Source organism: Patiriisocius hiemis (assembly GCF_031846325.1).
GTDB lineage: Bacteria > Bacteroidota > Bacteroidia > Flavobacteriales > Flavobacteriaceae > Patiriisocius_A > Patiriisocius_A hiemis.
In genome coordinates this window covers 93711-118388 of sequence record NZ_JAVRHZ010000005.1, presented here as the reverse complement: position 1 = coordinate 118388, position 24678 = coordinate 93711, and the positions used below count along the sequence as shown (strand labels likewise).

Genomic DNA, 24678 nt, shown 5'->3' with positions numbered 1-24678 from the left:
GATTTTCAATCTTACTAATAAATAAAAGACTCCCGTTATTAACGGGAGTCTTTTTTCACTTTATAGTGAATTTATTGCCTGTCGCGCTGCGACCTACATCATACCTGGCATTCCGCCACCACCCATTGGAGGCATTGGAGGTGTATCTTCTTTAATATCTACTAAGGCACACTCCGTAGTTAAAATCATTCCGGCAACAGAAGCAGCATTTTCAAGTGCAATACGTGTTACCTTCTTTGGATCGATAATACCAGCTTTTAACATATCTACATAGGTTTCCGTTTTGGCATCAAACCCTTCATTCTTTTTACCTTCTAGTACTTTGTTAATTACTACACTACCTTCACCTCCTGCATTTTCAACGATAGTGCGTAGTGGAGCTTCTATAGCTTTAGAAACAATCTGAATTCCAGTTGCCTCATCCATTGTATCTGTAGCCAATTTTGATAGTACTTTTTGTGCTCTTACAAAGGCAACACCACCACCGGCAACAATACCTTCTTCTACAGCAGCACGAGTAGCATGCAATGCATCATCTACACGATCTTTCTTTTCTTTCATTTCAACTTCAGAAGCAGCACCTACATATAATACAGCTACACCACCTGCTAACTTAGCTAGACGTTCTTGTAACTTTTCTTTATCGTAGTCACTTGTAGTAGTTTCAATTTGAGATTTAATTTGATTTACTCTCGCTTTTATATCACTACTTTTTCCAGCACCATTTACAATTGTTGTGTTGTCCTTATCTATGGTAACATTTTCTGCAGTACCAAGCATCTCTAAAGTAGCATTCTCTAGCGTAAAGCCTCTTTCTTCAGAAATTACAGTACCTCCAGTTAAGATTGCTATGTCCTCTAACATTGCTTTACGTCTATCACCAAACCCAGGAGCTTTAACCGCTGCAATTTTTAGTGATCCACGTAGTTTATTTACAACCAAAGTAGCTAATGCTTCTCCGTCAACATCTTCAGCAATAATAAGTAATGATTTCCCTTGTTGTGCTACTGGTTCTAAAACCGGCATTAGATCTTTCATTGAAGAGATTTTCTTGTCACATAACAAGATCATTGGGCTCTCCATTTCTGTTTGCATTTTTTCGCTATCAGTTACAAAATATGGCGATAGATACCCTCTGTCAAACTGCATTCCTTCTACAACATCAACATATGTGTCAGTTCCTTTTGCTTCCTCAACAGTAATCACTCCTTCTTTACCAACTTTTCCAAAAGCTTTTGCAATTAGTTTTCCAATAGTTTCATCGTTATTAGCAGAGATAGAAGCTACCTGCTCAATTTTTTCTGAAGAGTTACCTACTTTCGCAGATTGCTTTTCAAGGTCTTTTACAATTGCATCAACCGCAGTATCTATCCCTCTTTTTAAATCCATTGGATTTGCTCCTGCTGCTACATTTTTTAAACCTTCTTTTACAATTGCTTGTGCAAGAACAGTAGCTGTTGTAGTACCATCACCAGCAAGGTCATTTGTTTTACTTGCTACTTCTTTAACCATTTGAGCACCCATGTTCTCAAGTGCATCTTCAAGTTCGATTTCTTTTGCTACAGAAACACCGTCTTTTGTTACTTGAGGTGCTCCAAAACTTTTACTAATAATAACATTTCTACCCTTTGGGCCTAACGTTACTTTTACTGCATTTGCTAATGCATCTACACCACGCTTGATTGCGTCACGTGCTTCTACATCAAATTTTATATCTTTTGCCATAATAAGTTTTCTTTGAAAATTAAGTTCCAAATTTCAAAATCTAAATTCCGAGAAAGGGACTTAGATTGTTATTGGAGTTTGTTATTTGTTTTTTGAGATTTTCGAGTAATTTTAAAGTACGTAGTACTTAAATAATTGCAAGTATGTCGTCCTCACGCATAATGAGGTAATCGTTACCTTCTAGTTTTAACTCGCTACCAGAGTATTTTCCGTAAAGAACAGTATCACCAACTTTTACAGTCATGTCGTGATCTTTTTTTCCTTTTCCTACGGCAACTACTTTGCCCTGTTGTGGTTTCTCTTTTGCAGAGTCTGGAATATATATCCCAGATGCAGTTTTAGTTTCAGCAGCTTGAGGTTCTACTAAAACTCTATCTGAAAGTGGTTGAATTTTTAATGCCATTTTCAATATGTTTTTTAGTTGTTAAACTTTAGTTTAAATGTTTGTTCCCAATAAGGCATAAATAATGCCAATACAATTTTTATGACACTTTGTTAAACAAAAAATGCCAGCTTGTCATAAGCTGGCATTTAAAGTAAGTTTTATTAAAAATTATTCTGGTGTATCCGTTCCAGTTGGGTTTACTGGTACCTCTTGTTGAGGTACGTCTGTACCTTCAAAGAAATCTTCACCTGTTCCTGTACCCCCCATAATTGGAATGTTTGATAATAGTATTAATGCGATAAGTAGGATAGATAACGTCCAAGTACTTTTATCTAAGAAGTCTGAAGTTTTCTTTACTCCTCCTAGTTGCTGTGTTCCACCGCCTCCAAAAGAAGACGATAATCCTCCACCTTTTGGGTTTTGTACCATAATAACTACAACAAGTAAAAATGCTACTATTATAATTAATCCTATAAATATTGAAAATGCACTCATGTTATTCTTTGTTTGTCAATTTTTTAATTGCCCGAATTTGGTCTGCAAAGAAACCACTTTTTTCGGGATTTTTCAAAATTAAAATTTTATATGCTTGTATTGCTTTTTTATAATTTTTTTGCTGCATGTAAACCTTTGCTAAAGTCTCTGTCATCAAGGACTCCGGAGCTTGTGTAAAAGGTTTTGCTAGGTTTTTGTTTTTCTTCCCAGTATCTGTTGGTTCTAGTTTTGGGGTGTCTTGTATAAACTTTTCAATCAATTTAAACTTTTCTTCCCTTGTTTTAGAGGCATCTTCTTGAGGAGTGTCGTTGGTTTCTTCTTGTCTTTCAATTGGTACTGCCTTACTTAGTTTTAACCATTCTCCAAAAGAATAGGTGTCTTTTTTTGTAAACTTAAGGGGTTTATCAAGCTCTAACTCTTCTTCTGGAGTTTTGCTTTTTTGTTCTTTTTTATCAGAAATAGCCAACTCTTTGATAGATTCTTTTTTCCGAAGGAATAAGTCTGGATTTAGTATTGCATCTGCTTTTTCTCGTTCTGCCTTTAATTGTTCATCTATAGCCAAACTTGTTTGAGCCGAAATATCTTCATGCGAGACTTCAATAGCTAAAACTGAAGGGTCGTGCTGTAAAATTAACTGCGAAATTTTATGTTGTGAAAAGGTTTTTGAAGTAATGTATTCAAAAAGAATATTTCTATCTGTAGTGTGTGCTGCAGTAAGCTTTAAGGCATCATTATACAAGTAACTCTCAGATTCTTTTAAGCCTTTTAGATATAATGCATGAGCGCTTTGAAAATAAGGATAACGAGCTAGCACAGCAGTAAGTTCCTCTAGCTCTGGTTGTGAGATAGAGTTTGGATTGCCTAAAAGATATGTATATTGTTGTGTTGTCAAAAAAATTACCAGTTAGCGAGCGATTTGTTGAATATATCTTGTGTAATACGCTCATAAATTACTGCAATGGCATCATCTAGTTGCGAACCTGTTAATTGAGTCCCTCCTGTATAATCAAAATAGAAAGAGAAGCGTTGTTCAAAATCTTTCTCAGGCTCTAACGTATTAAAAAAACGAACATTTATACCTATTGTAAGTCTATTTTGTGCTGCGGTACTTTGTGAGGTTGCAGTAATAGGAGCAATGTAATATTCTACAATCTCTCCTTCATAAACCAAATCACCATTATTGTTTACAAGGTCTAGGCTTGTTTGGTTTAATATTAAATCTTGTAGCTCTTGTGTAAAGTCTCTATCAATTCCAGGCTCTACAATAGGAGCGTTATTTTTAAAAAAATTGACTTGGTATGTTGTTGCATTACCAACATCAGCTCCGGTAAATGAGTACACACCACATCCAGCTATAATTGCTGAAACGAAGACTAATAAAAATATATTTTTGAGTTTTTTCATATAAACTTTGAAAGATAAAACTTTCAATTATAAATTGTATTGTTTAATCTTTCTGTATAATGTTCTTTCTGAAATGCCTAGCTCTTCAGCAGCATCTTTACGTTTGCCACCGTATTTTTCTAAAGATTTTTTAATGAGTTCTAGCTCTTTTTGCTGTAACGATAAATTTTCTTCTTCTTCAATTTCTTCAGCAAAATCGTATTTGTCTTCTTTTTCTGATGGATTGTCTGGAATACTTAAGACTTCAACTGGAGTAGAAGTATTGTTCTCGTCTTCTACTATAGATGCTAGTTGTTCTTCGTGATCGTGGTCTTCAGAATATATTTTGTCTATTAATGTTGAGTTTTCTTCTTTTACTTTAGATGCGTTACCAGACTTCATTAACTCCATAGTTAATTTTTTAAGGTCGTTAACATCACGTTGCATATCAAACAATACCTTGTATAATATTTCGCGCTCGCTACTAAAATCGCCTTCGCTTTTTTTGTTATTAATTACTGCAGGCAGGGTGCTACCAACATCAGGTAAATAATGACGTAAGGTCTGATAACTAATGGCTCTATCTTGTTCTAAAACTGAAATTTGCTCGGCTACATTTCTAAGCTGTCTAATGTTTCCGCCCCATCTGTACTGCAATAATAAATTTACTGCATTGTCATCTAACCGAATGGTTGGCATCTTATATTTTTGAGCAAAATCTGATGCAAATTTCCTGAAAAGTAAGTGTATATCTTCGCTTCGTTCTCGTAAAGGAGGAAGGTTAATTTCTACGGTACTTAAACGATAGTATAAATCTTCTCTAAATTTTTCTTTCTCGATTGCCTCTACCATTTTTACATTGGTAGCTGCTACAATTCTTACATCTGTTTTTTGAATTTTTGAAGACCCAACTTTTAAAAACTCCCCGTTTTCAAGAACACGTAATAAACGCACTTGAGTAGGGAGGGGTAGTTCTCCCACTTCGTCTAAAAAAATAGTACCGCCATCTGCAACTTCAAAATAGCCACTACGAGTGGAGGTAGCTCCTGTAAAGGCTCCTTTTTCATGTCCAAAGAGTTCACTATCTATGGTTCCCTCTGGGATAGCTCCACAGTTTACCGCAATGTATTTTCCGTGTTTTCTATGCGAAAGAGAGTGAATAATTTTAGGGATACTTTCCTTACCCACACCACTCTCACCAGTAACCAATACCGAAATGTCTGTAGGAGCAACTTGTATTGCTTTTTCTACAGCACGATTAAGTTTAGGGTCGTTCCCTATAATTCCAAATCGTTGTTTTGTTGCTTGTACGCTTTCCATGTTAATTCCCTTTAAAAGGATTTTAAATTGCCTCTCCAATTAGAGTAGCAGTAGTACAATTAGTTATTTTAACTTTTACAAAGTCACCAGGCTTGTAATGCATCTTCGGAAAAACAGCAACAATATTATGTTGTGTTCTTCCGCTCCATTCCTCTTTGTTTTTTTTAGACTCACGTTCTATCAACACTTCTACTTCTTTACCTAAAAACGCTTTTGTTCTATACGCGCTATGTTTTTGTTGTAAATCAACTATTTCAGTCAATCTTCTTTTTTTGGTTTCTTCAGGCACATCATCTTCCATTTTTCTGGATGCCATTGTTCCAGGGCGTTCTGAGTACTTATACATATAACCAAAATTATACTTAATGCGTTCCATTAAATCTAGCGTGTCTTTATGGTCTTGTTCTGTTTCTGTTGGGAAACCAGTAATCATGTCCTGTGAGATAGCACAGTCTGGTATAATTTCCCAGATTTTTTTTACTAAAGCTACATACTCTTCACGGGTGTGCTGGCGATTCATTTCTTTCAACATACGGTCGCTTCCACTTTGTACTGGAAGATGAATATGATTACAAATATTTTGATACTTTGCCATGGTATGTATCACATCTTCACTAATATCTTGTGGGTTACTAGTGGAGAAACGAATGCGCATATTAGGTTGTGCTTTGGCTGTCATTTCTAGTAGCTGTGCAAAGTCTGTAGCTGTTGCTTGTTGCATAGCAGAAGCTTTTTTAAAGTCTTTTTTGAGTCCGCCACCATACCATAAATAACTATCTACATTTTGCCCCAATAAAGTAATCTCTTTGTACCCTTGATTTGCAAGTGTGTTTACCTCTTCAATAATACTCTTTGGGTCTCTACTACGTTCTCGGCCTCTTGTAAAAGGCACAACACAAAACGTACACATATTGTCACAACCTCTAGTAATACTTACAAAAGCGGTAATTCCATTTCCTCCTAATCTTACGGGTGCAATATCTCCATAAGTTTCATCTTTTGATAAGACTACATTTACAGCATCACGACCTTCATCAACTTCTTTAAGAAGGTTTGGTAAATCCTTGTAGGCGTCAGGGCCTACAACCATATCTACAATTTTCTCTTCTTCAAGTAGTTTGCTTTTTAAACGCTCTGCCATACAGCCTAAGACACCAACCTTCATTTTTGGATTGATTCTTTTTACTGCATTATATTTTTCTAGACGTTTTCTTACGGTTTGTTCTGCCTTATCACGTATAGAACAGGTATTTACCAATACTAAATCTGCATCTTCAAGAGTATTGGTGGTATTAAAGCCTTCTTTTGTTAAAATAGAAGCTACGATTTCGCTATCGCTAAAATTCATAGCACACCCATAACTTTCAATAAAAAGCTTTTTTGTGTTACCTTCCTTAGCATCAAGAACTAAGGTTTCTCCTTGTTTTGTTTCGTCTATTACTTTTTCTTCCATGTGTTGTAGCCTTGCTACGTCAATTAATATGCCTTCAATAAAATTAAGCATACAAAGGTACAATTTAATTGCCTTTGTGACAAAGTGACAGTATCTTTTTTGTTATATTTACCACTTATTAACTAACCTTACTAAGAGTTATGCAAAATGATATTTTTCAGAAAATAGAAAACGCTAAAACACCAGATTTTAGTGATATCTTATCTCAAAGTTTCGATTTATTCAAAAAGTATTTTAAAGAAGGATTAATACATGGCCTTATTTCAGTAGCGGTTGCATTGCCACTAATTTTATTAGTTTACATACCAATAATTCCAATTTATGTTGAAGCGCTTCAAAATGCTGGAGACCCCTACTATACTCCTTCATTTGTAGAAGAGTTTGGATTCTTTTATATGATAGTTTGGTTTATTTTAGTTTTTGTTTTGTCCTTTGCTATACAGCTATTAAATATGTCAGTATTAGGTAGATTTCTGAAGTTTTTAAAAAAGGAAGATCTAGGTACTAATGAAGATGAAGGAGGGTATTTTACAATACTTAAAGAACATTGGAAAAAAATGCTAGTACTTACTTTAGCTTCTATGGGTATTGCACTTGGAGCAACGCTATTATGTTATTTGCCAATATTTTATGTAATAGTTCCTCTACATTGGCTGTTTCCAATCTTTATTTTTAATGAGAAACTATCGGTTTCAGAAATTATAAAAGCAGCATTTAAAATAGGAAATAAATACTGGTTACATTTTGTTGGTATAGGTATCGTTGTTTCTCTTGTAGCTTCGGTGGGAATGATTGCGTGTTATATAGGTATTATGGCTACTATGCCTTTTACATATGTGGCAACTTATGTAGGATATAAAGAGGTTATAGGTTTTGACGAAACTCCTGAAACCGTCAATTAAATTATGCTCTTTAAAGTACCCAATAACTGTTAATTCAAGCTTAAAAAGACTGCCTTAGATTTTCGTATAAAAAAAATCATATACTTTTGTACCCCAAAATAAAATCTACATGGCAAAGAATTTAGTGATTGTTGAGTCCCCTGCGAAAGCAAAAACCATAGAGAAGTTTTTAGGTAAAGACTTTAAAGTAACTTCTAGTTTTGGACATATTGCAGACCTTCCTTCTAAGGAACTAGGAGTGGACGTGGATGGTGACTTTACACCTAAATACATTGTGTCTCCGGATAAGAAAAGCATTGTAAAGGATTTAAAAAAATTATCTAAAGCTGCAGAAACGGTTTGGTTAGCAAGTGATGAAGATAGAGAAGGAGAAGCTATTGCTTGGCACCTTGCCGAAGAACTAGACCTTAAAGATGAAAATACAAAACGAATTGTATTTCATGAGATTACTAAGAATGCTATTCTTAAGGCTATTGAAAACCCAAGAAAAATAGACTACAACCTCGTAAATGCACAACAAGCTCGTCGTGTACTTGACAGGTTAGTTGGGTATGAATTGTCTCCAGTTTTATGGAGAAAAGTAAAAGGTGGACTTTCGGCTGGGCGTGTGCAAAGTGTAGCCGTTCGCTTAATTGTAGAACGTGAACGCGCAATAGAAAATTTTACTGCTGAAGCTTCTTATAGAATAGATGCAGAGTTTATAACGAAAGACGGAAGCAAGTTTAAAGCCAAGCTCCCTAAAAATTTTAGTACTGAAAAAGAAGCAAGAACATTTCTTGAAAATAACATTGGGGCTACCTATAAAATTTCAGATTTAACCAAAAAGCCTGCAAAAAAGTCGCCTGCAGCTCCTTTTACAACCTCTACTTTGCAACAGGAAGCATCGCGTAAACTGTACTTTTCAGTAGGAAAAACAATGACCATTGCGCAACGTTTATATGAAGCCGGTTTAATTACATACATGAGAACAGATAGTGTTAATCTATCTGAAGATGCTAAAAAAGCAGCAAAGCAGGAAATTGAAAAATCCTATGGAGAATCTTATAGTAATCTAAGAAATTACAAGGGGAAATCTAAAGGAGCTCAAGAAGCACACGAAGCAATACGACCTACCGATATGTCTCGCCATAGTGTGAACATAGATAGTGACCAAGCTAGATTGTATGATTTAATTTGGAAACGTACCATTGCATCTCAAATGAGTGATGCACAATTAGAACGAACTAATGTTAAAATTGCAGTAAATGGTAATAACCCAGTTAGCGAAGTGTTTTCTGCAAATGGCGAAATGATAAAGTTTGAAGGATTCTTAAAAGTTTATCTAGAAGGTACAGATACTGAAGATGAAGAACAAGACGGAATGCTTCCGCAGCTTACAAAAGGTGAAGACTTAAATAAAGAATATATCACCGCTACACAACGATTTACTAGACCACCATATAGGTTTACTGAAGCATCCTTAGTAAAACAGCTTGAAGAACTTGGAATAGGAAGACCATCAACTTATGCACCTACAATTTCAACAATAATTAATAGAAATTATGTAGAAAAAGGAACCATTGAAGGTGTAGAGCGTAAGTACCTACAAATGGTGCTTGAAGAAGCGCAGGTAAAAGATAAAAACCTAACAGAAACTGTAGGAAGTGATAAAGGGAAGTTAGTTCCAACAGATATAGGGATGATTGTAAATGACTTTTTGGTTGAGCATTTTGGAAATATCCTAGATTACAATTTTACTGCTAAAGTTGAAGAAGATTTTGATGATATAGCAGAAGGCAAAGAAGAGTGGACGCAGATGATGAGAGATTTCTACAAGAAGTTTCATCCGCATGTAGAAGATGTACAAGAAAATGCTGAAAGGGAAAGTGGAGAGCGTATATTAGGAGAAGATCCAGAAACCGGAAAAACTGTTTTGGTTAGACTTGGAAAATTTGGTCCTATGGCTCAGATTGGTGCCCCAGATGATGAAGAAAAGAGATTTGCTAGCCTTCGTCCAGACCAACAATTGCATTTAGTTACGTTTGAGGAGGTAATGGACTTGTTTAAACTTCCTAAAACATTAGGGATTTATGATGGAGAAGAAGTAGAAGTAAATAATGGAAGGTATGGACCTTATGTTCGTTTTGGTAAGAAGTTCATTTCATTACCTAAAGGGATGGACCCATTAGATGTAGATATGCCAATGGCAAAAGAAATGATTGAAGAAAAGAAAAAGGCAGATGCACCTATTTACGTGTATGAAGATTTACCTGTTCAAAAGGGAAAGGGTAGATTTGGTCCCTTCATCAAGTGGAACAACATGTTTATTAACGTGAATAAAAAGTATGACTTTGATAATCTTTCAGAAGAAGATATTATTGAGTTAATAGAAGACAAAAAGCAAAAGGAAATTGATAAACTAATAAATGAGTGGCCAGAAGAAGGAATTAGATTAGAAAAAGCACGTTGGGGTCGTTTCAACTTAATAAAAGGAAAAACAAAAGTAGAATTGCCTAAAACTACAAAGGCAGACAAAATTACACTTGAACAAGCAAAAGAATTGTTAGAGAAAAAAGCACCTAAAAAGAAAACTAGAAAGAAAAAAACTACTGCAAAGAAGAAGTAAAAGCAGTAGTAAAAGAGTTTTTTTATATACTAACCCCCTAATCCCTAAATTACAATTTTGATAGAATTTCTTTCCCCAGTTTCAAAAAGTGTTATTGCGCATCGAGAAGTGTTGCCTGCTGGTGTAATAGGAAAACAAGTTAAAATTCATAAAGTAGAAGGAGAATTACCAGAATTAAACAATGTAAAATTTGCCCTTTTTGGTATTAAAGAAAATAGGCGTGCTGTAAATTTTATAGGTATGGAGCCTTGCTTTGATGGCATCCGAAAATCATTTTACAGTTTATACCCTGGAAACTGGTCAGGTGAAATAGTTGATTTAGGAGACATAGAAAAAGGCGATACAGTAGAGGATACTTACTTTGCTGCTAAAACAGTAATCGCTGCCATTATAAAAAAAGGTATTATTCCAATAGTGTTTGGTGATAGTCAAGATTTATTATACACACATTATAGAGCGTATGATAAGTTAAAAAAAATGATTAACCTTGTTAATATAGATACCCGTTTTGATCTTGGTGATGCAGACCAGCCTATAACTAGCAAATCATATGTAGGCAAAATAATTGTAGACAAGCCATATAACCTTTTTAACTATAGTACCCTTGGGTATCAATCTTTTTTTAATGCGCCACAAGAGATATCCTTGATGGATAAATTGTATTTTGATGCCTACAGACTAGGAGAGGTTATTGGTGATATTACTGTTACTGAACCTATTCTAAGAGACGCAGATCTTGTTGCTTTAGACATAACTGCAATAAAAAGCTCGGAAATAAGTTATAAGAATAACGAAAGCCCAAATGGATTTGATGGTAGAGAGATATGTGCGATAGCTCGTTATGCAGGCATAAGTAATAGAGTAAGCTCTTTTGGAATTTATGAATTGAATGATTATGCAGACGAAAGTAGCGCCACTATGCTAGTTGCTCAAATAGTATGGTATTTTGTAGAAGGTGTAAATTTTAGAGTAGAAGATGATACCTTTGACGACGAAACACAATTTACTACTTATAGTGTACCTGTAGATGAAGAGGTGCTGGTATTTAAAAAAAGTAATAAAACAGGTAGATGGTGGATAGAATTGCCATTTATTTCAAATGTTAATAATAAATTAAAAAGTAATACGTTATTACCTTGCACTTATGGCGATTATTTGGGTGCAACAAATCAGGAAATTCCTGAAAGGTGGTATAAAGCCCGCCGCAAGAATGAAGTATAATCAAACAAACTAAACACTAAGAGATACAAGGTATTTTTAAAGAAAATAGTTGCTTTTTTAAAAATTTATAAATAGGTTTACGCCCTTGAATCTCGGAAATTTAACCTAATTACCTATGAAGAAGCTTATTGCATTAGCTGCGATTGTTGCCTTTTTGTTCAGTTGTAACTCTGGAGACAGAGGAGAACTTGTTGGAGCAAAAGGAAAAAAATGGTACCCTGAGAAACCTTATGGAATGACACTAGTTCCTGGAGGTTCTTTTATTATGGGTAAGTCTGATGACGACTTTGTTGCCGTTAATGACGCCCCTACCAAGACTGTAACAGTACGTTCGTTCTACATGGATGAGACTGAAATTACCAATGCAGAATATCGTCAATTTGTAGAGTGGGTACGTGACTCTACGGTTCGTTTAAAGCTTGCTATCCTTGCTGACGAAGTAGGAGCCACTCCTGGTGACGAAGGTATTGGTGAATTTGCATTTGTAGACCAAGAGAATGAAGAAATGACAGCTTGGGAACAATATAACTACGATAATTACTATGGTATGGGAGAAGACTTCTATGCTGGTAGAAAAATTAATAGTGATATTGATTTAATTTGGGATACTTCAGAATTCCCAGATGAATACTACTCAGAAGTAATGGATACAATGTATATCCCTGCTGAAGAAGCATACAACGGGCAACGTACAATTGATGTAAGCAAATTGAACTTCCAGTACACTTATATGGATATTCAAGCAGCGGCTAGAGCAAAAGCACAAGGAAAAAGAAGAAAAGATTTCATCATAAAAGAAGAAGTAAACATTTATCCAGATACAACGGTATGGATTAAAGACTTTAATTACTCCTACAATGAGCCAATGCATAACGACTATTTTTGGCACGAGGCTTACGGAGACTATCCAGTAGTAGGTGTAACTTGGAAACAAGCAAAAGCTTTTTGTGCATGGAGAACCTTATATAAAAACGCATACCAAAAGTCTAGAAGAAGACAGCATGTTAATCAGTTTAGATTACCAGGTGAAGCAGAGTGGGAATATGCCGCTCGTGGAGGTCTTGAGTCTGCAACCTATCCTTGGGGTGGACCATATGCAAAAAACGATAGAGGATGTTTCTTAGCAAACTTTAAGCCTTTACGTGGAGATTATGCAGCAGATCAGGCTTTATATACAGTAGAAGCAGATGCGTATGAGCCTAACGATTTCAATTTATATAATATGTCTGGTAATGTAAGCGAGTGGGTAGCCTCTTCTTACGACCCAGGTTCTTATGAATACTCTTCAACAATGAACCCTAACGTTAATGACAAAGAAAACATGCGTAAAGTAGTACGTGGTGGTTCTTGGAAAGACGTTGCATATTTCTTACAAGTAAGTACTCGTGACTATGAGTACGCAGATTCTGCTCGAAGCTATATTGGTTTTAGAACAGTACAAGACTATATGGGAACAGACGTGGTACTAAACGAAAAGTTTGGTGACGCACGCTAATCCCTTTTAAAATATTTAAAATAACCTAAATTTAACTTAACTCAAATTATTGTATTATGGCACAGTCAAAATCATCCAAAAAACTGTTTAATATGGCCTACGGGCTTGGAGCTTCTATTGTAATATTAGGAGCATTATTTAAAATCTTACACTGGGAAATAGGACCACTTAATGGTGGTATATTATTAGCAGTAGGTCTAATTACCGAAGCAATTATCTTTGCTATTTCTGCTTTTGAACCAGTAGACGATGATCTTGATTGGTCATTAGTGTATCCAGAATTAGCTGGAGGACAAACAAAAGGAAAGAAAGCTGAGCAACCTAAAGATGCTGAAGGACTTTTATCTAAAAAGTTAGATGAAATGTTAAAAGATGCACGTATTGACTCAGAATTAATGAATAGTCTTAGCGACAGTATCCGTTCTTTTGAAGGTGCTGCAAAAGGAATGGCTCCAACAGCAGATGCTATGAACTCTACTAAAAAGTATAGTGAAGAAATGGCACTAGCTGCTGCACAAATGGAATCATTAAATAGCTTATATAAAGTTCAAGTAGAATCTACAAGCCGTCAAACTGAAGTGAACGAGCGTGTAGCAGAAAACGCTGAGCAATTAAAAGCGCAAATGGAACACTTAGCAACTAACCTATCTTCATTAAATGGAGTGTATGGTGGAATGTTGTCTGCAATGGGCGGTAAATAACCGTAGTCTTAACCTAATTATTAATTTAAAAAGAAAATAATATGGCAGGAGGACAAAGCCCCAGACAAAAGATGATTAACCTAATGTACTTGGTTTTCATCGCAATGCTAGCCCTTAATATGTCCAAAGAGGTATTATCTGCATTTGGATTATTAAACGAAAAAATAAGTGACGCAAATACAGCAGCAGCGCAAAGAAATGTTGCGTTTATGGATGGTTTAGCTACTAAAGCTAATGACGAGCCAGAACAATATTCTGCTGTAAAAGCAAAAGCTGATGAGATTTCTACTATAACTTCAGAGTTTGATTCTTATATTCAAGGATTAAAAGCTGGTGCTGTAGCTGGAATAGAAGACCCTAATGATTATGAGGTAATGGATAAAGCAGATTACTTTAATAATTTGTTTTTTACTGGAGAAAATCTAAAAGAAGAAGGTCAAAATTTTATTAATCAAATGAATAATTACCGTACTAGTATGGTAGAAATTCTTTCTGACACAGCTGTTGCAAAAAAGGTAGCTGGTGCACAAGATATCATTAAAAGTATTAATGAAAACTTTGATACTGGTAAAGTTAAAAAAGATGAAGGAACAACACAAGATTGGTTAAACTATCACTATGAGGGATTCCCATTAATTGCTTCTTTAACTAAGATGACTTCTTTACAAAATGATGTAAAGACAAATCAAAGTGAAATTTTACAGAAAATGCTTTCTGGACAACAAGCTGCAGCACTTTCATTTAGTAACTACTCAACTTTAATGGAAACTACAAAATCAGCTTACTATTCTGGTGAGACTTTTGATGGTTCTATTGTGCTAGGTAGAACAGATGCTAGTACAGTTCCGCAAGAAGTAAATCTTACATTAGATGGTAGACCACTATCTGAAGATCAATACTCTATACAAGGTGGTAAAATAGTATTAAGTATTGGTGCAGGTAGCCCTGGTGACCATAAGATTGAAGGTAATTTAGTGTATGGTGAAGGTGGAGAAAGAGTAGAAGTTCCAGTAAATACTGGTTTTGCAACTATATCTAAGCCTAACGCTGCTGTAATTGCAGCAGATAAGATGAATGTTGTATATCGTGGTGTAGATAACCCTATGACGGTTTCTATCCCTGGTATCCCAGATAATAAAGTTAGTGCTTCTGGTACAGGTCTTTCTAAAGTTAGTGGTAGTAAATATGTTATGCGTCCACAAGGTGGAAATAATGTAACTATTACAGCTAGTGGTACGTTACCAGATGGACAACGAGTAAGCTCTAATGCAGAGTTCCGTATTAAAGGAATTCCTGCTCCTGTAGGTACTGTACGTGGTGAAGATGGTATTGTACGTATGCAACGTCAAGGTCTTGAAATTTCAACAATTGGAGCCTTGCTTAAAGATTTTGATTTTGATCTTAACCTTAATGTAACAGGATTTAGTTTTAAAGTATCTGGACAACCAACAGTTATTGTTAGTGGTACACGTTTAAATGGAGCTGCAAAATCTGCGCTAGGAAGAGCTAGACGTGGTGATGCAGTACAAATTTTCGATATTAATACTAAAATATCTGGAAGTAGCGTTAAGTTACCTAAGACAGCTCCGGTTGTTATCGAGTTAACAAACTAAGAAGATAAAAGTTTAAAAAATATGAATTTTAAAAATGTTGTTTTATGTAGTGTGTTTCTTTTGTTAGGAGCGTTTACTGTACAAGCACAGTTAAATGTTCTTAATGCCAAGACTCCAGATGAGATTGGTAAAAAGACCGAAGCACAAATTGAATATGATAACGATGGCCCGTTAGAGTATGGATATGTAGATGACCGTGACGTATTATGGTCTAAGACAACTTGGGAGATTATAGATCTTGATGAGCGTGTAAACTTCCCATTATACTATCCTATAGACACTAACAACATTGGTGCAGATAGACGTTCTTTATACGATGTTTTGGTAAAAAATATCAAAAATGGAAAAATAGAACATATTTATGCAGATTCATATTTTACTGAAAAAAGAACTTTAGATGATATTAGAGCTTCTTTACAATATACAGATACTACGGAGGTTGGTATTAACCAATTTAACGCAGAAGGTAGAGTAGATGAGCAATACATCCGTAAATTTGACTTAGACGCTGGCGATGTAGAAGAGTGGAGAGTTCGTGGAATCTGGTATTTAGATAAAAGACAAGGTGATTTACGTTACCGTCTTTTGGGAATTTGCCCAGTAGCTAATGAAGCTCGTTCTAAAGCATTTCCAGATGATAATATAGATAGTAAGGTAGAGCTTTTTTGGGTGTGGTTCCCAGCTGCTAGAGGTGTGTTACACGAGTGGAAAGCCTTCAACCGTGAAAATACATCACAACCTATCTCATATGACCATTTATTAAACTCTAGGCGCTTTGATGGTGTTGTGTATAAAGAAGATAACGTACAAGGAGATAGAGCCGTTAATGAGTATATTAACGACAATGCCTTAATGCAGTTGTTAGAGTCACAACGTATAAAAGAGCAAATTAGAAATATGGAAATTGATCTTTGGAATTACTAAGACAAGACCCATTTAAATAAATATAAAAATCCCTATTGGTTAACAGTAGGGATTTTTGTTTCTACCTACCGTATCTTTGCAATGTGAAAAAAGTAGATTACATTATAGTTGGCTTAGGAATTGCTGGGTTAAGTTTATGTGAAGCGCTTCTAAAAGCAAATAAAAGCTTTGTAGTAATCGATAAAGGAGCTAACGCAGCAACTTTAGTTTCCGGTGGTGTATTTAATCCAGTTGTCTTAAAACGCTTCACTCCAGCTTGGAGAGGAGCTATATTGCTTGATACTGCTATTCCTTTTTATAGATCACTTTCAAAAAAGTTACAAGTTGAAATAATAGAGAATACTCCAGTCTACCGTATTTTTAATAGTATTGAAGAGCAAAATAACTGGATAATCGCAAGCGATAAGAAAGAGTTAGCTTCTTATCTTTCTACTAAGCTTCTTAAAAATGGAAATAACGCTATTAATGCACCATTTGGTTTTGGTGAAGTAATACATTCTGGAAAAATTAATACCGCACTCTTATTTAAATCCTACAGAAGCTATTTAAATAAAAAAGATGCGCTACTTACTGAAATTTTTCAATATCAAGAACTTATTCATAATGCCTCTAATGTTGTCTACAAAAATATTGAGGCAAGACAGCTTATATTTTCGGAAGGTGCAGCAGCAATCCATAATCCTTACTTTTCAAAAGAGTATTTAATACCCAATAAAGGCGAGTATCTAATTATTAGAGCGCCAAAGTTGCAATGGAAAAGTATTTTAAAGGGTAGCATGTTTGTTATTCCGCTAGGTGATGATTGTTACAAGGTGGGAGCTACTTATGAGCGTGGAGTAAGTACTTTTGAAAAGACAGAAGCGGCTAAAGAGAAAATCCTTACCAGTTTATCAAAAATGATTTCTTGCCCCTTTGAGGTAATAGATCAAATTACAGGAATACGCCCTACTACAAAAGATAGAAAGCCATTGGTTGGGAAACATAATGAATTTAAAAACTATTATTTTTTAAATGGTTTGGGTACGCGCGGTATTATGGGAGCACCTTGGTTGGCTTCCACTCTTGTGGATTATATAGAAAACGAAGCAGATTTGCCTTCAGAAATTGATATTTCAAGAATGAATTAATCCAGTTTTGAAAGATGCGTTTAGTACTCTAATCATAGACTATAAACCATCATGCCAGTAAGGAGTATGGTATAAAACCAATCACAAGCAAAATTTTTGAAACTTGATACTTGGATTTTGGTACTTAGATTTTGTAATTTATACTTTGTCTTTATCAAACTTAAAAAAGAAATTAATCCAAATATTTCTAGAAAGTCTAACAATTACAGGGAGAAATATAAGCAAAACACCAGTTATAAAGAAAAAGGTATGGAGTCTTCCTAAGCCAATAAAAAAATAAGAAATAATAAAAGCTGCAACCGCAAAAGCAACCCCAACAGCGTAACTTACATACATGGCTCCATAAAAAAATGAAGGTTCAATTTTAAATTTTGTATTACAATGCGAACAGGTTTCATGCATTTTTAATGTTTCAGAAACTCTGTATGCATTCTTAGATTGATACATTTTTCCTGTATGACATACTGGGCAAGTGCCTGTGAAAATACTGTAGAGTTTAGTGCCTTTCATATTTGTTTCCTGCGAAAGCAGAGATATCTTTTAATGATTAAAATTATTTAGTTAAGCAAATAACTATATCAAAGCGTAGCTTTGAGTTTCCTTTTCAGTACAATGATGCAGACAAATTCTGAGACTCAGGAGTTTCGAAAAAACTCGGAACGACGCAGAGTTTGTCAAATGGTTTTAATCCCGCTAATTAAGGATGGAAAATTCCTCTGAAAAGATGTCTTTTCTTTTGATTCGGTTTCTTTGGACAAGCAAAGAAAATGAATGGATAAAATTAATTAAAAGACCATTACTTTTAATAACATCAATCTAAATTATACCTCAAAAGTAATTTGCTTTCAGAAGAAAATAAGGATATTTGCATTGTATTTTAACATCTTTCTATAAACTTTTATAATAGGCATGCTTAACATTCATAACCTTTCGGTTTCATTTCAAGGAGAATACTTATTTGAAGGGATTACGTTTCAATTAACACCTGGAAATCGTGTAGGTTTAGTAGGTAAAAATGGTGCTGGAAAATCTACTATGCTTAGAATTATTTCTGGTGAACAGGAGTATGACGAAGGGCAAATTGCAATGGATAAGGAAGTGTCCATTGGGTTCTTAAAACAGGATATTGATTTTACAAAAGGAAGAACTGTTCTTGAAGAATCGTATGAAGCATTTACGCTTATTAAAGAACTAGAAAAACAACTTGAAGATATTAACACACAACTCGCTGAGAGAACTGACTACGAAAGTGAAAGTTATAATCAATTAATGATTGATTTAAACGAAGTGCAGCAACAATATGAGATTCATGGAGGCTATAATTATCAAGGAGAGACAGAACGAATTTTACAAGGTTTAGGGTTTCAACGAGAAGACTTTAATAAAGTAACCGAAACCTTCTCTGGTGGATGGCGTATGCGAATAGAGTTGGCAAAATTATTACTTCAAAATAACGACATACTATTACTCGATGAGCCCACCAACCACTTAGATATTGAAAGTATTTTATGGTTAGAAGAGTTTTTAAAAGGCTACCCTGGCGCAGTAGTGTTGGTATCTCACGATAAGATGTTTCTAGACAATGTAACTAACAGGACAATTGAAATTTCGCTAGGAAAAATCTATGATTACCCCAAGCCATACTCAAAGTATTTGGTATTAAGAAAAGAGCTGAGAGAACAACAGTTAGCAGCACAAAAAAACCAACAAAAGCAAATAGACCAAACAGAGCGTTTAATTGAAAAATTTAGAGCTAAGGCTAGCAAAGCAACTATGGCGCAATCGCTTATCAAGAAGTTGGATAAGATGGATAAAATTGAAGTTGACGAAGATGATACTAGTGTGATGACGCTTCGGTTTCCAGTTTCTGTTACTCCAGGTAAAGTTGTAATTACTGCTGAGGATGCTTCAAAAAGCTATGGTGAAAAAGAAGTTTTAAACCAAGTAGATTTACTAATTGAAAGGGATAGCAAAACAGCTTTTGTAGGTCAAAACGGACAAGGAAAATCTACCTTAGCAAAAATGATTGTTGGAGAAGTTGATTTTGAAGGAAGTATTGAGCTAGGTCATAATGTACAGATTGGATACTTTGCTCAAAATCAGGCAGACTATCTAGATGGTTCCAAAACAGTAGAGGATACCATGCTAGATGCAGCTGACGAAAAAACCCGTCCTAGAGTACGCGATATTTTAGGTGCTTTTTTATTTAGAGGAGAAGAGGTTGATAAATACGTTAGAGTGCTTTCAGGAGGAGAGCGTAATAGACTGGCGTTAGCAAAATTACTATTGCAGCCATTTAATGTTTTGGTAATGGATGAGCCTACCAATCACCTTGATATTAAATCTAAAAATGTATTAAAAGAAGCATTAAATAATTTTTCAGGGACGCTAATACTGGTTTCACATGACAGGGATTTTTTACAAGGGCTAACAAATAAAGTTTACGAGTTTAAAGACCGAAAAATAAAAGAATACCTTGGAGATATAGATTATTTCTTGGAACAACGCAACCTTCAAAATTTACGTGAAGCTGAAAAGAAAACAATAGACGAAAAGAAAGTTAAAGAAGAAAAACCTTCTGGGAAAGAATCTTACGAAGCTCAAAAAAGACAGAAATCACTCCAAAATAAATTGAGCAAAACAGAAGCAGCTATTAATAAACTAGAAAAAGAAATTAAAGAAATAGATGTTGAGCTTCAGATTAATTATGAAGAAACAATTGCTCAACCCAACTTTTTTGATAGTTATCAGCAAAAGAAAGATACGCTCCAAAAACTCATGAAAGAATGGGAGGTTACTTTTGAAAAATTACAGTAATATTAGTTTATTGTTTCTAAGTTTTAATTTAGGACTTCTTTAACTCCTTCGCATTCATAATGTAAATAGCTTTGTGCTTTACTTTAATTAGCAAAACGCCTATGCGGAAAATTATACTTTACATATTAGCAGCTGTTTTAATTGTAGCTGCTTTTTTTGGCTCTCAACTTATTGCAGATAGTAAACAAAAGATAAAGCCTAAGGCGCAGAAAGTAATTAAAACAGTTTTTGTAGATACCGTAAAAAATACATCTGTCCCAATTGTAATCCCTGCAAATGGAAATCTAATAGCCAAGCGACGCATCGAGTTGTTTTCTGAAGTACAAGGTGTCTTTAGGCAAGGAAGTAAACTTTTTAAACCTGGACAAGAATATAGAAAAGGGCAAACATTAATAGCCATTGATGCATCAGAATATTATGCGTCAGTTCAATCTGCAAAAAGTAATTTTTACAATTCTATTACTTCTATAATGCCAGATTTAAGGTTAGATTACCCTGAGGCATTCCCAAAATGGCAATCCTATCTCAATAACTTAAATATTGACAAGTCATTACCTGCATTACCAGAGATGACTTCAGAAAAAGAAAAGTATTTTATTAATAACAGAGGGATTGTAACCTCTTACTACAATATAAAAAATCTAGAACAACGCCTAGGAAAATATAGAATTACAGCTCCTTTTTCAGGAATACTTACAGAGGCGTTAGTAACCGAAGGAACTCTTATTTCTGGAGGACAAAAATTAGGAGAATTTATTGATGGTAGTGTGTATGAGATGGAGGTTTCGATTGGTAAAGAATATAGTGACTTACTTAAAATAGGTGAAAAAGTTGCACTTCAAAATCTTGAAAAAACAAAAAATTATACAGGTACTGTTACGCGAGTAAATGGTAAAATAGATCAAGCCACTCAATCTGTAAAAGTGTTTATTGAAGTTAAAGATGACACCTTAAAAGAAGGGATGTATCTAGAAGCCAATGTAACTGCAAAAAATGAAGACAATGCAATTGCTATAGATAGAAGTCTGTTGCAAAACGGAAATGAAATTTTTGTTGTTAAAGATAGCCTTCTAAGCACCATTAAGGTAACTCCTGTTTATTTTTCAGATACTCAAGCTGTGATAAAAGATGTGCCAGAAGGAGAGATTATAGTGTCAAAACCAATAACTGGTGGATATGCTGGAATGTTGGTTAAAGTTTATAGCGAAGAGAAAGTAAACCAAGAAACAGAAGCGTCTAAAAGCGAGTAATCACAATGCGTAAATTAATAGCTTACTTTATTAAATATCATGTTGCAGTAAATGTAGTGGTTATTGCTTTCTTTCTTTTAGGAATTATAGGTGCACTTTCTTTAAAGTCTTCTTTTTTTCCACTTGTAGATTCTAAAAACATAAATATTAGTATTACTTACCCTGGAGCCTCGCCTCAAGAAGTAGAAGAAGGAATTGTTTTAAAGGTTGAAGACAATTTAAAAGGGCTGGATGGAGTAGAAAGAGTAACATCAACTTCTAGAGAAAATAGCGGTACTATTAATGTTGAAATTGAAAAAGGAAAAGATATTGACTTTATGCTGCTTGAAGTTAAAAATGCAGTAGATAGAGTTCCAACGTTTCCCTCTGGCATGGAGCCACTTGTAGTGGCAAAACAGGAGGCTATACGACAAACTATTTCTTTTTCAATAAGTGGAGATAATGTTCCACTAACTACCTTAAAGCAAATAAGTAGAGAGGTTGAAAACGATTTAAGAGGTATTGAAGGTATTTCTCAAGTAGCTATAAGTGGGTATCCAGATGAAGAAATAGAAATAGCTATAAATGAAGACCAATTATTGGCTTATAATTTAAGTTTTGCTCAAGTTTCACAAGCTGTAAACAACAGTAGTTTATTAACAACCGGAGGAACTATTAAAACAGATGCTGAAGAGTATTTAATTAGAGCAAATAATAGGTCGTATTATGCTCAGGAGCTAGGAAATACTCCCCTAATAACATTAGCTTCAGGACAGACAATTTATTTAAAAGACGTTGCCGATGTTCGTGATCGTTTTTCTGAAACTCCCAACGCGAGTTATTTTAATGGAAACGTTTCAGTAAATGTAACCATCACAAGTACAAATACTGAAGACTTAATCTCTTCAGCAGAAAGCGCAAAAGAATACATTAAAACCTTTAATCAAAAATACACAGCTGTCCAATTAGATATTGTAAGTGACTCTTCAACTACCTTAGTTCAAAGAACTAAACTCCTTACCGAAAATGCTGTAATTGGGATGCTATTAGTTTTAATATTTTTGTCCCTGTTCCTAAATACTCGATTAGCATTTTGGGTGGCTTTTGGACTGCCAGTCGCTTTTTTAGGAATGTTTATGCTAGCACCCTATTTTAATGTAACCATTAATGTGTTATCGTTGTTCGGGATGATTATTGTAATTGGTATTCTGGTAGATGATGGGATTGTAATTGCAGAAAATATTTATCAGCATTATGAAAAAGGAAAAACGCCAGTACAAGCGGCTATAGATGGAACTATGGAGGTAATTCCTCCTATTTTATCGGCTATTATAACAACTATCTTAGCATTTTCTATCTTTTTATTTCTCGATGGTCGTATTGGAGACTTTTTTGGGGAAGTGTCTGTTATTGTAATTTTAACGCTTGCTGTTTCGCTTATAGAGGCATTAATTATTTTACCAGCCCACTTAGCACATTCAAAAGCTCTTAGGGCACAGGGAAAAACTCCAAAAACAACTATTGGTAAGTTATTTTCTAAGCTTAGGTACATTAATACTTTCGGTGATAAGATAATGCGTTGGTTAAGAGATAATTTATATAGTCCAGTTTTAAGGTTCGCTCTAAAAAATAAAATCTTCACTTTTTCATTATTTATAGTTTTTGTTTTACTAACGCTTGGAAGTTTTCAGGGCGGAATTATTAGAGGAGCTTTTTTTCCACAGATAGCTAGTGATCGAGTTTCTATTAATTTGAATATGCCAAATGGAACTAATGAAAGAACTACAGACAGTATAATATCACTTATTGAAGAAAAAGCCTGGGAAGTAAATGATGAACTCACGCAAAAATATGAGGCTGTCTTAGATACAATGCTTTTTGAAAATATTATTAAGAATATTGGCCCCGGGTCTGCAACAGCTTCTTTATCAATTAACTTACTGCCTGGAGAAGATAGACCAAACGAAATAAGTTCCAACCTAGTTGGAAATATGATAAAAGAAAAGGTAGGTCCTGTTTATGGAGCAGAAAGTTTAGTTTACGGAGGCGGAGGAAATTTTGGAGGGAGTCCGGTTGCAGTATCACTTTTGGGTAACAATATCTCTGAATTAAAAGCTGTAAAACAAGAATTAAAAGAGTATTTGGAGAGTAACCAATTGCTTAAGGATGTTGCAGATAACGACCCAGCTGGAATAAAGGAAGTTAGATTAGAGCTTAAGGACAATGCCTATGCGCTAGGGCTTAACTTGCAAACTATAATGTCTCAAGTTCGTGCAGGATTTTTTGGAGCTCAAGCGCAACGTTTTCAGCGAGGTGAAGATGAAATAAGGGTTTGGGTTAGGTACGACAGGGAAAATCGTTCTTCGCTTAAGAATCTAGACGATATGCGTATTACCACACCTTCTGGACAACGTGTTCCTTTAAGTGAAATAGCAGCTTATAGTATTGAGCGAGGAGATGTTGCAATAAATCACTTAGATGGAAGGAGAGAAATACAAATTACAGCAGATATTAAAAATGTTGAGACTACTAGTGCAACAGATATGATGGCTACCATACAAAATGATGTAATGCCAGATATACTCTCAAAGTACCCTTCCGTTACACCTTCTTATGAAGGGCAAAATAGAGAAGCCAATAAATTAACAAACTCTCTTGGTCCAGTAGGAGGTATCGTGTTGTTGCTTATATATGTTACAATAGCTTTTACTTTTAGAAGCTATAGCCAACCTTTGCTTTTAATTTTATTAGTCCCATTTTCATTACCTGCGGTTGCTTGGGGGCATTGGGTTCATGGTTTTCCAGTAAACATATTATCTATGCTAGGGATTATTGCTCTCATTGGTATTATGGTTAATGATGGATTGGTTTTAATAGGTAAGTTTAATAGTAATTTACGAGAGGGAATGAACTTTGATGATGCAATTTATGAGGCAGGTAGATCACGTTTTAGAGCTATTTTCTTAACTTCTCTAACTACTATTGCAGGACTTGCTCCACTAATTTTTGAAGAAAGTAGACAGGCACAATTTTTAATACCTATGGCAATTTCTATTGCCTATGGAATTGGATTTGCAACAGTCTTAACTTTGGTATTACTACCATTATTTTTAAGTTTTAGTAATACTATAAAGGTTTGGGTTAAATGGCTTGCAACAGGTGGAAAAATTGAAAAGGAAGAGGTTGAAAGGGCTATAAAAGAACAAAAAGAAGAGAAAGCACATGGCCAAGAACCTTCGTTAGAACCTGTGCTTTCTGTTCAAAAAAATTCATATAAATAGAT

Annotated in this window: 19 protein-coding genes; 11 read left to right on the top strand and 8 right to left on the bottom strand. The window is 34.8% G+C overall.

Going from position 1 to position 24678, the window contains the following annotated elements; genetic code table 11:
- Positions 1 to 93: 93 nt before the first annotated feature.
- From groL to miaB, 7 genes are all read right to left on the bottom strand, one after another.
- Positions 94 to 1725 carry a chaperonin GroEL gene (groL, locus tag RM538_RS09500; RefSeq protein WP_311333191.1) on the bottom strand — a complete coding sequence of 544 codons (1632 nt, stop codon included), beginning with the start codon at positions 1723 to 1725 and terminating at the stop codon, positions 94 to 96.
- A 127-nt stretch (positions 1726 to 1852) separates the two neighbouring features.
- Positions 1853 to 2128, bottom strand: a complete 276-nt coding sequence (locus RM538_RS09495) for a co-chaperone GroES (RefSeq protein ID WP_311333190.1) — start codon at positions 2126 to 2128, stop codon at positions 1853 to 1855.
- Positions 2129 to 2278: 150 nt separating this feature from the next.
- Positions 2279 to 2605: a preprotein translocase subunit SecG gene (gene secG / locus RM538_RS09490; RefSeq protein WP_311333189.1), complete on the bottom strand. Its 327-nt coding sequence runs from the start codon at positions 2603 to 2605 to the stop codon at positions 2279 to 2281.
- Position 2606: 1 nt separating this feature from the next.
- On the bottom strand, positions 2607 to 3497 hold the full coding sequence (locus RM538_RS09485) for a DUF8458 domain-containing protein (protein WP_311333188.1): 891 nt from the start codon (positions 3495 to 3497) through the stop codon (positions 2607 to 2609).
- A gap of 5 nt (positions 3498 to 3502) precedes the next feature.
- Positions 3503 to 4009, bottom strand: a complete 507-nt coding sequence (locus RM538_RS09480) for an LptE family protein (protein ID WP_311333187.1) — start codon at positions 4007 to 4009, stop codon at positions 3503 to 3505.
- A 27-nt stretch (positions 4010 to 4036) separates the two neighbouring features.
- Positions 4037 to 5308, bottom strand: a complete 1272-nt coding sequence (locus RM538_RS09475; RefSeq protein WP_311333186.1) for a sigma-54 interaction domain-containing protein — start codon at positions 5306 to 5308, stop codon at positions 4037 to 4039.
- A gap of 22 nt (positions 5309 to 5330) precedes the next feature.
- Entirely contained in the window at positions 5331 to 6812 is a 1482-nt protein-coding gene (miaB, locus tag RM538_RS09470; protein WP_311333185.1) for a tRNA (N6-isopentenyl adenosine(37)-C2)-methylthiotransferase MiaB, read from the bottom strand.
- Between the two features lie 89 nt (positions 6813 to 6901).
- On the opposite strand from miaB, the gene RM538_RS09465 reads away from it, so the two are divergent.
- The 8 genes from RM538_RS09465 to RM538_RS09430 all read left to right on the top strand — a co-directional run bounded on the left by RM538_RS09465 (position 6902) and on the right by RM538_RS09430 (position 17349).
- On the top strand, positions 6902 to 7663 hold the full coding sequence (locus RM538_RS09465) for a hypothetical protein (protein WP_311333184.1): 762 nt from the start codon (positions 6902 to 6904) through the stop codon (positions 7661 to 7663).
- Positions 7664 to 7772: 109 nt separating this feature from the next.
- Positions 7773 to 10268, top strand: coding sequence for a type I DNA topoisomerase (topA, locus tag RM538_RS09460; RefSeq protein ID WP_311333183.1), 2496 nt, complete (start codon positions 7773 to 7775; stop codon positions 10266 to 10268).
- A gap of 57 nt (positions 10269 to 10325) precedes the next feature.
- Positions 10326 to 11489: a formimidoylglutamase gene (locus RM538_RS09455; protein WP_311333182.1), complete on the top strand. Its 1164-nt coding sequence runs from the start codon at positions 10326 to 10328 to the stop codon at positions 11487 to 11489.
- A gap of 115 nt (positions 11490 to 11604) precedes the next feature.
- Positions 11605 to 12984: a T9SS ring complex lipoprotein PorK/GldK gene (gene porK / locus RM538_RS09450; RefSeq protein ID WP_311333181.1), complete on the top strand. Its 1380-nt coding sequence runs from the start codon at positions 11605 to 11607 to the stop codon at positions 12982 to 12984.
- Positions 12985 to 13040: 56 nt separating this feature from the next.
- Positions 13041 to 13685, top strand: coding sequence for a type IX secretion system motor protein PorL/GldL (gene porL, locus RM538_RS09445; RefSeq protein ID WP_311333180.1), 645 nt, complete (start codon positions 13041 to 13043; stop codon positions 13683 to 13685).
- A 41-nt stretch (positions 13686 to 13726) separates the two neighbouring features.
- Positions 13727 to 15298 (top strand): type IX secretion system motor protein PorM/GldM, encoded by a 1572-nt coding sequence (porM, locus tag RM538_RS09440; protein ID WP_311333179.1) that lies wholly within the window; start codon positions 13727 to 13729, stop codon positions 15296 to 15298.
- A 21-nt stretch (positions 15299 to 15319) separates the two neighbouring features.
- Positions 15320 to 16222 carry a type IX secretion system ring subunit PorN/GldN gene (gene porN, locus RM538_RS09435; protein ID WP_311333178.1) on the top strand — a complete coding sequence of 301 codons (903 nt, stop codon included), beginning with the start codon at positions 15320 to 15322 and terminating at the stop codon, positions 16220 to 16222.
- Between the two features lie 83 nt (positions 16223 to 16305).
- Positions 16306 to 17349 (top strand): NAD(P)/FAD-dependent oxidoreductase, encoded by a 1044-nt coding sequence (locus RM538_RS09430; RefSeq protein ID WP_311333177.1) that lies wholly within the window; start codon positions 16306 to 16308, stop codon positions 17347 to 17349.
- 138 nt (positions 17350 to 17487) lie between these two features.
- Here the strand turns inward: RM538_RS09430 and RM538_RS09425 are convergent, their stop codons facing one another.
- Positions 17488 to 17859 carry a DUF983 domain-containing protein gene (locus tag RM538_RS09425; RefSeq protein ID WP_311333176.1) on the bottom strand — a complete coding sequence of 124 codons (372 nt, stop codon included), beginning with the start codon at positions 17857 to 17859 and terminating at the stop codon, positions 17488 to 17490.
- A 399-nt stretch (positions 17860 to 18258) separates the two neighbouring features.
- Between RM538_RS09425 and RM538_RS09420 the strand changes: the two genes are divergently transcribed.
- The 3 genes from RM538_RS09420 (at position 18259) to RM538_RS09410 (ending at position 24676) form a co-directional block, all read left to right on the top strand.
- Complete coding sequence (locus RM538_RS09420; protein WP_311333175.1) at positions 18259 to 20166, top strand: ABC-F family ATP-binding cassette domain-containing protein; 1908 nt, start codon at positions 18259 to 18261, stop codon at positions 20164 to 20166.
- A gap of 101 nt (positions 20167 to 20267) precedes the next feature.
- Positions 20268 to 21416: an efflux RND transporter periplasmic adaptor subunit gene (locus RM538_RS09415; RefSeq protein WP_311333174.1), complete on the top strand. Its 1149-nt coding sequence runs from the start codon at positions 20268 to 20270 to the stop codon at positions 21414 to 21416.
- Positions 21417 to 21421: 5 nt separating this feature from the next.
- Positions 21422 to 24676, top strand: a complete 3255-nt coding sequence (locus RM538_RS09410; protein WP_311333173.1) for an efflux RND transporter permease subunit — start codon at positions 21422 to 21424, stop codon at positions 24674 to 24676.
- Positions 24677 to 24678 lie beyond the last annotated feature (2 nt).